The following is a 12,083-nucleotide window of genomic DNA, read 5'->3' on the forward strand; positions in this document are numbered from 1 at the left end:
TGTTCCATGTTCTAAAGAGCCGCTAGCCTAAACCCTTGTACACAATGGCACCAGCCACCGGCGCTTCAAATACCAAGACACAGCCCGATTCCGATTCAGTTACAAACACTTGGCGGTTGTCTTTGCCACCGAAGGCAAGGTTTGTGATGGACTTACCAGTTGGACTGGTCCAGACATGGGTTGGTTCACCAAGACTATTAAGTCTCCACACGCAGCCTAGTCCGGGGTTTGCGATCAGCAAGCCACCTTCGACATCCATGGCCATCCCGTCAGGTCCGCTAGGGCCGTGAGAGGTAAAGAAGCGACCTACTTTGGCAGCCGCACCATTTTCCAGGATTGGCGTGCGCCACACCTCGTTGCCACGAGTGGCAGCCACGTATAGAACTTTTTCATCAGGCGACAGCACCAGCCCGTTTGGGCTAGGTACGTTGGTGAGCAACGTATCGAGTTGGCCGTTGGGGCTAAGCCGATATACACGACCGGTTGGATCATGCAGCCCGGTTTGCCCTTGATCGGTAAAGTACAGATTGCCACGGCTATCGAATGTCAGATCGTTCACCCCCTTAAAGCTTTCTGAATTATTGCGTTGCAGCAAGGCAGTCATCGCTTTGGTGTTGACGTCAAGTTGCATCAAGCCATTCATGTAGTCCGTGATTAGCAGCACCCCGTCTTGCAGCCATTTAAGGCCATTCGGTTCACCCTCGTATTCAATAATGAGCTCCCAGTGTTTTTCGGGGGTGATTTTGAATATTCGGCCATAGGGGATGTCCGTGACATAAAGATTGCCTTGGCCATCAAATAGCGGCCCTTCAAGGAACGAGTCAATCACAACGCCACCCCGGTTAGCGTTGGCCCAAGCGGTGGGCTTGGCCTGCTGTCGAAACGGCGTTGGCATCTGCGTCCAGACTTTAGCCTCGGATTTAATCGGGCTGTCACCTAAAAAGTACATGTGGGCTGCCTCATGAGAATGGTTTGTAAGCCTAACAACTTGTTAACACGGGAGATTAAAAGGGGTATTCTTACTGTATACAACATTGGCTGCAGTGCGGCAGCCTTCTCTATCGTTGAGGTTAAACCATGAACAACGTCACCGACGCCAAGCATCTGCAGCAAGCGCAGGAGCTCGATTTATCGAATTTCTGGATGCCATTTACTGCGAACAAGCAGTTCAAGGCAGCTCCGCGTCTGTTTAAGAAAGCCAAAGGTATGTACTACACCACGGTTGATGACCGTCAGGTGATTGATGCCGTTGCGGGTCTTTGGTGTGTGAATGCGGGTCACTGCCGCGAAGAGATTGCGCATGCCATTGCCAATCAGGCTTCAGAGATGGACTATGCCCCGACATTCCAAATGGGTCATCCGTTGGCATTTGAGGCCGCAAGCCGTGTTGCAGAAGTCATGCCAGCTGGCATGGATCGTATCTTCTTTGCGAATTCTGGCTCCGAAGCGGTCGATAGCGCCTTGAAAATTGCATTGGCGTATCATCGCGCCCGCGGTGAGGGTCAGCGCACTCGCTTGATTGGACGCGAGCGTGGCTACCACGGTGTGGGATTCGGTGGTATTTCCGTTGGTGGCATTGTGGCCAATCGCAAGGCGTTTTCTGCCAACCTGATCCCAGGCGTTGACCACATGCCGGCAACGCTGAGCATTGAGCATGCTGCCTTTAGCCGTGGGCAACCAGCTTGGGGCGCTCACTTGGCCGATGAGCTTGAGCGGATTCTTAATTTGCACGACCCCTCAACCGTAGCAGCAGTGATTGTGGAACCTGTGGCCGGGTCTGCCGGGGTGTTGATTCCGCCGCAGGGGTATTTGCAACGCTTGCGTGAGATTTGTACCAAGCATGGCATTTTGCTGATATTTGATGAGGTGATCACCGGCTTTGGTCGTTTGGGCAAGGCAACAGCGAGCGAGTATTTTGGTGTGACCCCGGATCTGTTGACCATGGCAAAGGCCATCAACAATGCAGCCATCCCCATGGGTGCAGTGGCTGCCAAGCGTGAGATTTATGACACCATTGTCAACAATGGACCAGCCAATGGGATCGAACTTTTCCATGGCTACACCTACTCGGCTCACCCGGTCGCTGCCGCTGCATGTTTGGCAGCTCAAGACATTTATGAGCGCGAAGCTTTGTTTGAACGTGCTGCACAAATGGCACCGAAATTCGAGGCCGCGATCCACGACTTGAAAGGCGAGCCGTATGTAAAAGATATCCGCAATCTCGGCTTGGTGGGCGGTGTCGAACTCGAGTCGCGTGAGGGACAACCCGGCACCCGTGCGTACGATGCCTTTTTACATTGCTTCAAAAACGGTGTCATGGTTCGGTTCACTGGCGACATCTTGGCGTTTTCTCCGCCTTTGATTTTGGACGAGTCGCACATCGATCAGATCTTCTCAACGGTACGCGCTGCACTGAGGGCTGTTCACTAGTTTGTCAGGTCTCATACGAGAACAAAGCCCGGTTTGAGCCGGGCTTTTTTACGGGGTGACCGATGCACCACGCACACCGCGCTCACGATCTTGGCGATATCTTCTAATGTTGACCAGCAACGCCACAAGCGCAAAGCACATGCTGATGATTAGCCCGATTGTGGATCCCCAGAGTTGACTCGCTGCAAATGCCGAGGCCACGAGCGCGGCGCCACTGGTTTGCCCAAACACACGAGTGACTGCTTGAAGCCCCCCGATCGCACCTGCCCGCTCGCGTGGGGCTGAGCTGAGCAAAGCTCGGTTATTCGGCGTCTGAAAAAATCCAAACCCGAGCCCGCCTAGCATCATGGCAGACATGAGCCAGCCGATGTGTGCGGAGGTAGGCAGCAGTACGATCAATAAACTCGCTAGTGCCATGGCCGATGCCCCAATGGCACACAAAATCGCCACATCGACCCGCTCAGCAAGTCTGGCAGCAGCGATTGCCATGATGGCTGCACCCAAAGGCCAACTCGCCATCAACCAGCCAACGGTCATTGGATCATGACCATAAACAGTCTGAAGATAGAACGGCAGCGATACAAAGGTGGCCATTTGTGCGGCAAATGAACAGACCGAGGCTCCCAATGCCGACCGAATCGCAGCGATGCGGAATAAATCAATCGGCACCAATGGTGAGGTTTGTCCCGCACATGAACGTACAAGCCAGGCACCCAGCAAGATGCTGGCCATCATGCACAACAAGGCGTAGAAGGTATAGGCTGCCAGATAGTCAAGCCCGAGGATAAATAGGCCGATGGTGATCGCGCTTAACGCAGCTGCCTTGTAGTCAAAGCGGCTGGTAACCGTAGTCACGTCGGGCAGATGGCGCATCGCGAATGCCGTTACGATCACCAACGGCATCAGTGCAACAAACATCCAACGCCAATTGGCAAACGAAAGAATGGTCGACCCAATGGTTGGTCCAATCACCGAGTTGACAGCCACACTCATGGCATTGATGGCGATTCCTTTGGCAAGCAACTTTTGTGGGTAGACATGACGCATCAGTCCACCAAACAAGCACATGATGGCTGCAGCGCCCAAGCCCTGCACAATACGCGCTGAAACCAGCAGGCCGATATTCGGTGCCATGGCACTAGCAAGAGCACCTAGCGTGAATACCAATAGTCCACTACCAAAGACCCGTTTAAATCCAATGCGCTCGGCAAGGCTGGCAAATGGCAGTAGGGTCACCGCCACTGTCAGCCCATATGCATTGACCACCCAGATAACGGTCGCGGCATCAGTTTGCAGAGCTTTTGCGATGGTCGGCAATGCAACATTGACCATCGCTGCGTCTAGCACGCAAATGCCAATGCCCAACAAAATGGTGAGCGCAGCCCAATAGCGGCGAGGCGCCGCAAGACCGTCACCGCTCCTGTGGCCTATGCCATCAGGGCTTTTTTCTAGGGGGTTTGGTGGGGCGCTGCCAGTTTTCAAGGGTTTTTTGAGGTGATCTCGATACAGTCAGCTTATTGGCTGGCGCATCTTGGGTCAACGTAGTGCCGGCACCCAGCGTAGCACCCTTACCCACTCGAACGGGTGCGATTAACTGACTATCTGATCCGATGAATGCATCATCTTCGATAATGGTGCGGTGTTTGTTGGCGCCATCATAATTGCAGGTGATGGTGCCAGCGCCTACATTGACGCGACTTCCAATGTCGGCATCACCAATATAGGCCAAGTGGTTGGCTTTGCTTTGAGATTGGATATGGGCATTTTTGATCTCAACGAAATTGCCAACATGCACTTCATCTTCCAATCGCGTACCGGGTCGAATACGAGCATACGGTCCAATGTGCGCACCCTTGCCGATGTCAGCTTGTTGCAAATGGCTAAACGGGTGGATTTCGGTACCAGCGCCGATTGTGACATCCTTCAGCACACAGTGCGCACCTATTTTGACACCATCGCCAAGCACAACCATTCCCTCAAATACGCAGCCCACATCAATGAATACATCTTGACCGCACATCAACTCGCCACGTTGGTCAAAGCGGGTTGGATCAGCGATTGCCACGCCATTTTTTAATTGACGCGCGGCAAGTTCACTTTGCCACAAGCGCTCCAGAAGTGCTTGCTGCTCACGGCTGTTGACACCCTGTATTTCAAACGCTGCTTTGGGCGCTACGGTATTGACCGTCACGCCTTCGTTAGCAGCGAACTCAATAATATCGGTCAGGTAATACTCACCTTGCGCGTTGTTGTTGGAAAGCAGTTTCAGCCAGGTGGTTAGTTTTGAGGTTGGCGCCACCAGCATGCCCGTATTGATTTCATGAATCTGCTTTTGTGCTTCAGTGGCATCTTTTTCTTCGACGATAGTCAATACACGGTTTTGCGCATCGCGTACGATCCGACCGTAACCATGAGGATTAGCGACCTCTTCGGTCAATAGTGCGAGGCCATTATCGCTAGCGGCAAGTAATGCCTGCAGGGTATCTGTTTGCACCAGTGGCACATCACCATAGAGCACCATGGTCGCGTTGTTGTCTTCGCTGCTCTTTAATAAATCAGCCGCTTGTGCCACTGCATGACCGGTTCCCAGTTGAGGCCATTGCGATACGAATTGCAGATCGGATTGCCCTTCGTACGCCTGACGAATGGCTTGTTCGCCATGCCCCACGACCACGATGAGCTGATCGGGAGACAAGGACCTCGCTGTATTCAACACATGGGTAAGCATGGGTTGCCCACCGATGGTGTGTAACACTTTTGGCTGGCTAGACTGCATGCGTTTGCCCATGCCGGCTGCCAGAATCACTACGCTCAGCATATCAACTCATCAAGCCTCTTTCTTGGGGACACGAGTAGCGCGGGTCGATTTTTTGGCGGCACGCGCTTTGGTCGTAGACCGCTTGTTCGGCGCACTAGCCATCGAACCCGCCTCGGCAGTCTTTTGCAGGGCTTCATTGCTCATCTTGGCAGCGTTGGCAGTGGCTGCTGCAATCTGGGCAAATTGATTTTCCAGCATGTCCCACCAACCTTGGGCGGCTGCCTGTTGGGGGTTGGCGGTATTAGAAGCTGTTGCGGCATCTGGTTGCGTTTGTGATGCTGATGCTGTTTTTTTGGCAGTGGCGGCTTTTTTGGGAGCCGGTTTTAGCCCAAGCGCAATTTCTAGCGGTGATGCATCAACGGCATTGGACTGTCCAGCCGATTGCCCCATGGCAACAAACGACTGCAAGGTTTTGACAGTTGCCAGTTGAACTTCCATGCCTTGGATCGTGCTACTGAGCATGGACAAATTAAGCTTGAGCCAGTTTTCTACCACGCGTAAATCAGCGATTCTTTTTTCCAGCTCCTCGGGCGCCATGGGGTTCACCATAGAATCTGCCGCACTCGATTGTGTTCCATAGCCCATGTTTCCCATGGCCTGGCGCATCATGTCCATGCTGGTCAACAGCGGGTTGTTGGGGGTGTTCATGAATGCCGCAGTCATGCCTGGCAGGGAAAACGGGTTAGGTGTCTCTTGGCTCACGATGACCTCCCTGTATTGTTATCAGGATTACTGATCATGATAAGGGATATTCTGAGAAAATACCGCCATGACTTCCGAAATATCGATCACTGAACTTGAGGCCGCCATAAATTATTGGCGCCAAACCAGTCCTTCACAAGGTGAGGAGCTGCGCCTGGCAAAAACCGCCGCCGCGCTAGCGCAGCCTTACGCCATGATGATCATGACGCATCGGCACAGCTTGAGTGTTGATCAGCTTGACCCGCAGGCTCGTCAGGCAATCGAGCAGTGGCGCGAGGCTAGCGGGCACCCCAGGGTGGTTTAATTGACAACGGCGAGTATGCGACTTCGGTCGTCTTTTTATTGCAGCAATAGCCTGATGTCGTGTGCCAGGGCGTCCGGGCCAGCCTGATTACTGGCCAGTACGCGAGCTTTCCCTTCTTGATCAATCAGATAATAGGAAGCGCTGTGATCCATGGTGTAACTACCATTGGGTGTAGGCACTTTGGCGTAGTACGCCCGAAAGGCTTGAGCAGTTTGTCGGATTTGTTCTGGCGTGCCCGTTAAACCTAGAAATTCATTAGGCAAGCCATCGCTGAAAACTTGCAGGTAATCTTTCATCACGGTCGGTGAGTCACGCTCGGGATCCACCGATATCATCAGAACCTGTACATCCTTGGCATCTGGCCCAAGTTGTGCAACCGCATTATGCAGCTCTGACAGTGAGGCAGGACATATGTCCGGGCACTGTGTGAACCCAAAAAACACAACAGACACTTTGCCCTTGAATCGATCGGTGTTTGCTGATTGGCCATGATGGTCAGTCAGCACCCAACCTTGACCGATATTGCCACCGGAAATGTCGCTACCCTTAAAGCTCGTTTGCTCAGAGCAGGCTGCCAACAATGCAAGCCCAAACACCACCGCCAATGCGCGTAGCAAAGCCATTCACAACATCCTTATATGAAGAGTTTCCCCTGCTTTATCGGGTCAGACCGAGTGCGATCAGCCAGTGGTCTGCCAAAAGGCTCGCGAATAGCAATGCCAGATAGAGGATGGAGAATTTAAATAGTTGGCGCGCCTTATCATCGCTGTATGACTGATACAGTTGCCAACTGATTTGAACAAATCGCAAGCCTAGAACAATCGCACAAGCCAGGTATAACCAGCCGCTCATACGCACGGCAAATGGCAAGAGCGTTGTACCAAGAAGAGCGATGCTGTAGAGCAGAATATGTAAGCGAGTAAAGCCCTGACCATGAGTGACTGGCAGCATCGGCAGACCCGATTTCTCATAGTCTTTGTTGCGATACAAGGCCAACGCCCAGAAGTGGGGGGGCGTCCAGATAAAAATGATCAGTACCAACAGCCAGGCTTCAGCAGGCACGTTGTTGGCAACTGCTGCCCACCCCAGTGCTGGTGGCATCGCACCTGAGAGTCCGCCGATGACAATGTTCTGGGGCGTGCGCGGCTTCAGAATCATGGTGTAGATGATTGCGTAACCTACGAAGGTGGCGAATGTCAGCCACATCGTTAGTGGGTTAACCCACTGATACAAAACAAACATGCCTGTGCCACCGACCACGCCTGACAGGGCAATGACCTGCTGAGCAGAAATACTACCGGTGGCTGTTGCGCGCCTGGACGTGCGTAACATTTTGGCGTCAATTTGCTGCTCGATCAGGCAATTAACAGCAAACGCAGCAGCAGCCAGCAGCCAGATCCCCACAGTCCCTGCGATCACTGTCTGCAGGGAGGGTAACGTGGGTGTGGCAAGAAACATGCCGATCACCGCACAGAACACAGCTAGCTGCGTTACACGCGGCTTGGTCAGCACCAGATATTGGCGCCATAAGGAGTTGGCTGGTCGGGCGGTGGCGGTTGTCATGTCCGTATTTTAAGCAAACTGGGGAACATTGGCATGCTTGATCTGCGCGGGCTTCATGCCGGTGACCCTGACAAGCAAGGTGACGGTTGCCAAGGTCAGTCCGGCAGCGCCTCCATTGTGCAACACAGCAATCAACAATGGCCACTCAAAGAAGATCGTGGTTAATCCAGTAAAGAGTTGCGCCACGAGCAGGGCAGCGATAAGGTGACACGGCCCCTTAAGGCCTGGATCGCCGCGCAAGCGCCAAACCAAGGTGCCCATGTAGGCGAACACCACCCAAGCAAAGTTTCGGTGTACCCAGTGAATGCCCACCAGCGCTTTCTGAGAAATTGCCTCGCCACTAGGCAACTCGCCCAAAGCACGCACCAGCGAGAACCCGCCTTGCAAGTCCATCGCAGGTATCCATTTGCCGCCGCAAGTCGGGAAGTCCATGCAGGCCAGCGCCGCGTAGTTGGTACTCACCCAGCCCCCTAGCCCGATTTGCATGAATAGCAACAACAAACCGAACGCCACCCAAGGTTTGTAGCGGTGATTCTCAGGTTGTATGGGGGTGTAGGTTCGTTCTCGAGCCGCTAGCCAGGTCATGAGTGCCAACAAACCCATGCCACCTAAAAGGTGGATGGTCACGATCAGTGGCATTAGTTTCAGAGTGACGGTCCAGGCCCCGAAGGCACCCTGAACACAGACCGCCACAAAAGTCACAGTCGCTAGCCACGGCGTGCGACCAATGATGTCGCGCCAACGCCAGGCCATCACCATGATGCCAATGATCATGAGCCCCAAAAGAGCGCCGACATAGCGGTGAATCATTTCGATCCATGCCTTGGGTAATGTGACCGGGCCTTGCGGCAGTACCTGCTCTGCTGCCCGAATATCTGCTAGTGCACCGATGGGTGTGACCTTGCCGTAGCAACCGGGCCAGTCTGGGCAGCCCAACCCCGAGTCGGTCAGCCGAACAAACGCGCCAAACATAATCAAATCGAGCGTCAAAAACCACGTCAAAAACACCAGACGGCGATAGCGTTGGCGTTTTTTCTGGTCAGCAGGGCTTAATTCGGCGGTACTCATCTCGCTGGCGTCCTGTGTAACAACTAGCCGATCTGGGAGTTATGCAAGAGCTTGCCCAAATCCTTGCGAACCTTTAATGGATCAGGATCTTTGGGGTATTGCATCATGAGGTTGCCCAGTGGATCGATGATCCAGATGGGCTCGAGTAATTCCGGCTCGGTGCCTTGGGCTAGCTCTTGGCCGGCTAAAAAGGCATCAAGCTGCTCGGGTTTGGCGCGCAGCATGATGGTACCGGCATAGGCTTCGAGCACCTTGGCCGGAACCGGCGCATCATCGGTGATAAACCACACACGGCTGACACGTTTGACATTTTTACCAGTCATTGCGTGTGTGTTACGCAAAATAAACAGCTTTTTAGCGCAACTTTCTGGACAGGCTGCCTCGTCTGCGGCTACCAACAGCCATTGACCACGTAAGTCATTGAGGTCAAACGGCTGGCCATCAAGTGTGGTGACGGTGAGCTGCTCGTTGCTTGGCAGTGGCCGTTGGGGATCGACTAGCGTACCGTAGTTGGTCGAACCGCCCGGCTGCAACGATGGGTTGTAGTACATCACAAATGCAGCAATGACAGGAGCGATACTGATAATCAAAATCAGGATCAATGGGCGGATAGAGCGAGGTTTGGCTTGAGTCTGGGTCATTTGGTTATTTTTTCGGTATCAGTATGGATTTTCGCACGACGCAGGGTTTTCCAGAGCAATACGCCCATGGCACCAAAGGCAATAGCAGCGAAACTGAACCACTGCATGGCGTAGCCTTTGTTGGTGTCCGAATCCACAGAGGGCATGGGCCACTGTCGTTGCATTGACTCGCCATCGGTGGCGTTGGTTTGCATCAGCACCACGGGTAAAAATTGGATCCCAGATAGCTCAGACATTTCCTGCACGGAAACGTTCTGCCTTTGCTGCAATTGGGCAAGATCCAGGGCCGTGGTCTGGCCCTCATCTCGAACGGCCCTAGCGCTACTGAGGACCGCGGTTGATTCGTCGCCAATTTCGTAGAGCTGAGGCACCCGCAATGCAATCTCACCTGCGATATTCACCGCACCTGTACCCTGCGTAATCTCTGGAAAGGGGTTGTAGTTGCCAATCGGGCGTGGCACCCAGCCACGCAGCACGAGCACAGCCTTCTCGGCGTTCAGGCTTAACGGCGTGGCCAACCAAAATCCGGGCTTGCCATCGAGGTTGCGGTTATCAAGTAGCACACTTAACTCGGGCAACCAACGGCCAGTGGCTTGCGCAGACTGCCAGGGTTTGAGCGTCTCGGTGTTGATCGTTGCAGTGATTTGCACAGGCGCGGAACGCCTGCCGGCCTCGATCATGGCTGCAATTTCAGTGCGCTCAGCTGCACGATTTAGCTGCCAGTTGCCCAAGCTCGCGAATACCGTACCCAACACCGCGAGCAGTACCGCGGCCAAAAGCGAACGTCGATTAGTCCGCTTGCTAGCTCGGGTGCTCTGGTGATTGACCGGCGTGTCTGCCATAATGAGCGCTTACCTACTTAAAAAGCCTGAGCTGCCGACAGACAGCGTGGCGTGAGAGTTTCATGCGAATCTTTGTTGCCTTAGTCTTCATTGGCATTATTGCCAGCCTTGGTTCAGCCCTTTTCTATCTGATGAAAGACAAGGGAGGCTCAAATCGCACAGTCAATGCACTGACCGTTCGTATCGGCTTGTCGGTTGCCTTGTTCCTTTTGCTATTGCTGGCCCATCACTTGGGCTGGATCAGGAGCACGGGCTTCACACCGTGAACTGTGCTTTAAACGACGCCTTGATCCGATACAGAAACTAAAGCGCGCACCGGAACAAAAATCTAAACGGAATTAAACACTACCAGTCATGCTAGACCAGAAAAAAAGGGCCGTGAATCACGGCCCTTTTCTATGTTCAGGGCAATCAGAACCAGTACACAAAAATGTACAGTCCGAGCCACACCACGTCAACGAAGTGCCAATACCAAGCAGCACCCTCAAACCCGAAGTGGTTCTCTGCCGTGAAATGACCCTTCATCATGCGACCCAGCATGACAGCGAGCATGGTTGCGCCAAGGATCACGTGGAAACCGTGAAACCCGGTCAACATGAAGAACAGTGAGCCAAATGCACCTGAATCAAAACGCAGATTCAAGCCGGTGTAGGCATAGTAGTACTCATAGGCCTGACAGCACACGAAGATAATGCCTAGCACAATGGTGGCCAAGAGCCAGAACTTAGCCTTGCCCATGTGGTTCTCACGCAGGGCGTGGTGCGAGATGGTCAGCGTCACACCTGAAGCCAGCAACAAGGCGGTGTTGATGGTCGGCAACCAGAAAGGTCCCATGGCTTGAAACTGCTCAACGATGCCAGCAGGCCCGAGGTTTGGCCAGACTGCATTGAAGTCAGGCCATAGCATGAGCTGGTGATCAAGGTCACCAAGCCAAGGCGTCGTAACCGCACGGGTGTACCAGAGCGCACCAAAAAAGGCAGCAAAGAACATGACCTCAGAGAAGATGAACCAGCTCATGCTCCAGCGATACGATACGTCGATGCGCTTGCTGTTCAGTCCGATCTGCTCTTCGTGAATAGCGTCACCGAACCACTGCCACAGAACAATGATCAGGGCAAGCACGCCAACGAGCACAGCCCATTTACCGATCGCAATCTGGTTTACCCAGGCTGAGGCACCAAGCATTGTGATCAGCAGCGCGACACTGGCCCTGACCGGATGGGCTGAATCTGGAGGGACGTAATAGTATGGCGCTTCCTTGGTGGCACTGGAGTGGCTTGCACTCATTGTTTATCTCCTGAGTCCTGCTCTTGCTATAAATTAACCCGATCGGCTACCCAACTACCCGGCAGCGCTACTAACGACCCACTGCACCACTAGCACAAGCGAGCCGACAAACAAAACGCCAAACAAAATTCCGGTCAGAATCACGTACACCGGGTTCAACTTGGCAATGTCTTCTTTCAGGCCAGCGCCCTTACGAACACCAAACATGGCCCATAAAACTGCTTTCAACGTTTGCAAGAAGTTCAGCTTGCGCTGACTGCTTTCGAGCAAATCGCTCTTTTCCTGCTCTGTTGTCATCCCAACTGACCACCGATCAATTGTCTGACAATGACCCAAACAAACACCGCAATCACGAAAGCGAGAATGATGAATCCGGTTCTTTTGTTCTTACGGCGTTGTTCAGGTGTCATTTAATCCAACTACAAAAT

At 53.3% G+C, this 12,083-nt stretch carries 15 protein-coding genes; 3 read left to right on the forward strand and 12 right to left on the reverse strand.

The window, feature by feature from the left end; all coding sequences use genetic code 11:
* Nucleotides 1-22 precede the first annotated feature (22 nt).
* Nucleotides 23-949 (reverse strand): SMP-30/gluconolactonase/LRE family protein, encoded by a 927-nt coding sequence (locus DHf2319_RS01180; RefSeq protein ID WP_243478988.1) that lies wholly within the window; start codon nucleotides 947-949, stop codon nucleotides 23-25.
* 128 nt (nucleotides 950-1,077) lie between these two features.
* On the opposite strand from DHf2319_RS01180, the gene aptA reads away from it, so the two are divergent.
* Nucleotides 1,078-2,430: an omega-aminotransferase AptA gene (gene aptA, locus DHf2319_RS01185; protein ID WP_243478989.1), complete on the forward strand. Its 1,353-nt coding sequence runs from the start codon at nucleotides 1,078-1,080 to the stop codon at nucleotides 2,428-2,430.
* Nucleotides 2,431-2,478: 48 nt separating this feature from the next.
* On the opposite strand, the gene DHf2319_RS01190 is transcribed toward aptA, so the two are convergent.
* The 3 genes from DHf2319_RS01190 to DHf2319_RS01200 are packed head-to-tail and all read right to left on the reverse strand — an operon-like array spanning nucleotide 2,479 to nucleotide 5,950.
* Nucleotides 2,479-3,912, reverse strand: a complete 1,434-nt coding sequence (locus DHf2319_RS01190) for an MFS transporter (RefSeq protein WP_243478990.1) — start codon at nucleotides 3,910-3,912, stop codon at nucleotides 2,479-2,481.
* Complete coding sequence (glmU, locus tag DHf2319_RS01195) at nucleotides 3,866-5,248, reverse strand: bifunctional UDP-N-acetylglucosamine diphosphorylase/glucosamine-1-phosphate N-acetyltransferase GlmU (protein WP_243478991.1); 1,383 nt, start codon at nucleotides 5,246-5,248, stop codon at nucleotides 3,866-3,868. The genes DHf2319_RS01190 and glmU overlap by 47 nt, the downstream gene beginning before the upstream one ends.
* Before the next feature lie 9 nt (nucleotides 5,249-5,257).
* On the reverse strand, nucleotides 5,258-5,950 hold the full coding sequence (locus DHf2319_RS01200; RefSeq protein WP_243478992.1) for a PhaM family polyhydroxyalkanoate granule multifunctional regulatory protein: 693 nt from the start codon (nucleotides 5,948-5,950) through the stop codon (nucleotides 5,258-5,260).
* Nucleotides 5,951-6,017: 67 nt separating this feature from the next.
* Here DHf2319_RS01200 and DHf2319_RS01205 point away from each other — a divergent pair, with 67 nt between their 5' ends.
* The gene (locus tag DHf2319_RS01205) at nucleotides 6,018-6,254 is read left to right on the forward strand and encodes a DUF3717 domain-containing protein (protein ID WP_243478993.1); all 237 of its coding nucleotides are present in this window, start codon (nucleotides 6,018-6,020) and stop codon (nucleotides 6,252-6,254) included.
* Nucleotides 6,255-6,289: 35 nt separating this feature from the next.
* Here the strand turns inward: DHf2319_RS01205 and DHf2319_RS01210 are convergent, their stop codons facing one another.
* Genes DHf2319_RS01210 through DHf2319_RS01230 form a run of 5 tightly spaced genes read right to left on the reverse strand, consistent with a single transcriptional unit; the run spans nucleotide 6,290 to nucleotide 10,368 of the window.
* Entirely contained in the window at nucleotides 6,290-6,877 is a 588-nt protein-coding gene (locus DHf2319_RS01210; RefSeq protein ID WP_243478994.1) for an SCO family protein, read from the reverse strand.
* Between the two features lie 34 nt (nucleotides 6,878-6,911).
* Nucleotides 6,912-7,817, reverse strand: coding sequence for a heme o synthase (gene cyoE / locus DHf2319_RS01215; protein WP_243478995.1), 906 nt, complete (start codon nucleotides 7,815-7,817; stop codon nucleotides 6,912-6,914).
* Between the two features lie 9 nt (nucleotides 7,818-7,826).
* On the reverse strand, nucleotides 7,827-8,885 hold the full coding sequence (locus tag DHf2319_RS01220; RefSeq protein WP_243478996.1) for a COX15/CtaA family protein: 1,059 nt from the start codon (nucleotides 8,883-8,885) through the stop codon (nucleotides 7,827-7,829).
* Nucleotides 8,886-8,908: 23 nt separating this feature from the next.
* Nucleotides 8,909-9,526, reverse strand: a complete 618-nt coding sequence (locus tag DHf2319_RS01225) for an SCO family protein (protein ID WP_243478997.1) — start codon at nucleotides 9,524-9,526, stop codon at nucleotides 8,909-8,911.
* On the reverse strand, nucleotides 9,523-10,368 hold the full coding sequence (locus DHf2319_RS01230; protein WP_243478998.1) for an SURF1 family protein: 846 nt from the start codon (nucleotides 10,366-10,368) through the stop codon (nucleotides 9,523-9,525). The genes DHf2319_RS01225 and DHf2319_RS01230 overlap by 4 nt, the downstream gene beginning before the upstream one ends.
* Before the next feature lie 62 nt (nucleotides 10,369-10,430).
* On the opposite strand from DHf2319_RS01230, the gene DHf2319_RS01235 reads away from it, so the two are divergent.
* Nucleotides 10,431-10,634, forward strand: a complete 204-nt coding sequence (locus tag DHf2319_RS01235) for a twin transmembrane helix small protein (protein ID WP_243478999.1) — start codon at nucleotides 10,431-10,433, stop codon at nucleotides 10,632-10,634.
* 145 nt (nucleotides 10,635-10,779) lie between these two features.
* On the opposite strand, the gene DHf2319_RS01240 is transcribed toward DHf2319_RS01235, so the two are convergent.
* The 3 genes from DHf2319_RS01240 to DHf2319_RS01250 are packed head-to-tail and all read right to left on the reverse strand — an operon-like array spanning nucleotide 10,780 to nucleotide 12,065.
* Nucleotides 10,780-11,655 (reverse strand): cytochrome c oxidase subunit 3, encoded by an 876-nt coding sequence (locus DHf2319_RS01240; protein WP_243479000.1) that lies wholly within the window; start codon nucleotides 11,653-11,655, stop codon nucleotides 10,780-10,782.
* A 54-nt stretch (nucleotides 11,656-11,709) separates the two neighbouring features.
* Entirely contained in the window at nucleotides 11,710-11,952 is a 243-nt protein-coding gene (locus tag DHf2319_RS01245) for a DUF2970 domain-containing protein (RefSeq protein WP_243479001.1), read from the reverse strand.
* Complete coding sequence (locus DHf2319_RS01250) at nucleotides 11,949-12,065, reverse strand: cytochrome oxidase small assembly protein (RefSeq protein WP_243479002.1); 117 nt, start codon at nucleotides 12,063-12,065, stop codon at nucleotides 11,949-11,951. Before DHf2319_RS01250 ends, DHf2319_RS01245 begins: the two co-directional genes overlap by 4 nt.
* Nucleotides 12,066-12,083: the final 18 nt, after the last annotated feature.

It is taken from the genome of Orrella daihaiensis, assembly GCF_022811525.1.
GTDB classification, from domain to species: Bacteria; Pseudomonadota; Gammaproteobacteria; order Burkholderiales; family Burkholderiaceae_B; genus Algicoccus; species Algicoccus daihaiensis.

What these genes read in the sequence shown, in the direction of transcription:
- DHf2319_RS01180 (WP_243478988.1), bottom strand. Translation starts at nt 949, where the DNA reads ATGTACTTTTTAGGTGACAGCCCGATTAAATCCGAGGCTAAAGTCTGG.
- aptA (WP_243478989.1), top strand. Translation starts at nt 1,078, where the DNA reads ATGAACAACGTCACCGACGCCAAGCATCTGCAGCAAGCGCAGGAGCTC.
- glmU (WP_243478991.1), bottom strand. Translation starts at nt 5,248, where the DNA reads ATGCTGAGCGTAGTGATTCTGGCAGCCGGCATGGGCAAACGCATGCAG.
- DHf2319_RS01205 (WP_243478993.1), top strand. Translation starts at nt 6,018, where the DNA reads ATGACTTCCGAAATATCGATCACTGAACTTGAGGCCGCCATAAATTAT.
- DHf2319_RS01210 (WP_243478994.1), bottom strand. Translation starts at nt 6,877, where the DNA reads ATGGCTTTGCTACGCGCATTGGCGGTGGTGTTTGGGCTTGCATTGTTG.
- cyoE (WP_243478995.1), bottom strand. Translation starts at nt 7,817, where the DNA reads ATGACAACCGCCACCGCCCGACCAGCCAACTCCTTATGGCGCCAATAT.
- DHf2319_RS01220 (WP_243478996.1), bottom strand. Translation starts at nt 8,885, where the DNA reads ATGAGTACCGCCGAATTAAGCCCTGCTGACCAGAAAAAACGCCAACGC.
- DHf2319_RS01225 (WP_243478997.1), bottom strand. Translation starts at nt 9,526, where the DNA reads ATGACCCAGACTCAAGCCAAACCTCGCTCTATCCGCCCATTGATCCTG.
- DHf2319_RS01230 (WP_243478998.1), bottom strand. Translation starts at nt 10,368, where the DNA reads ATGGCAGACACGCCGGTCAATCACCAGAGCACCCGAGCTAGCAAGCGG.
- DHf2319_RS01235 (WP_243478999.1), top strand. Translation starts at nt 10,431, where the DNA reads ATGCGAATCTTTGTTGCCTTAGTCTTCATTGGCATTATTGCCAGCCTT.
- DHf2319_RS01240 (WP_243479000.1), bottom strand. Translation starts at nt 11,655, where the DNA reads ATGAGTGCAAGCCACTCCAGTGCCACCAAGGAAGCGCCATACTATTAC.
- DHf2319_RS01245 (WP_243479001.1), bottom strand. Translation starts at nt 11,952, where the DNA reads ATGACAACAGAGCAGGAAAAGAGCGATTTGCTCGAAAGCAGTCAGCGC.
- DHf2319_RS01250 (WP_243479002.1), bottom strand. Translation starts at nt 12,065, where the DNA reads ATGACACCTGAACAACGCCGTAAGAACAAAAGAACCGGATTCATCATT.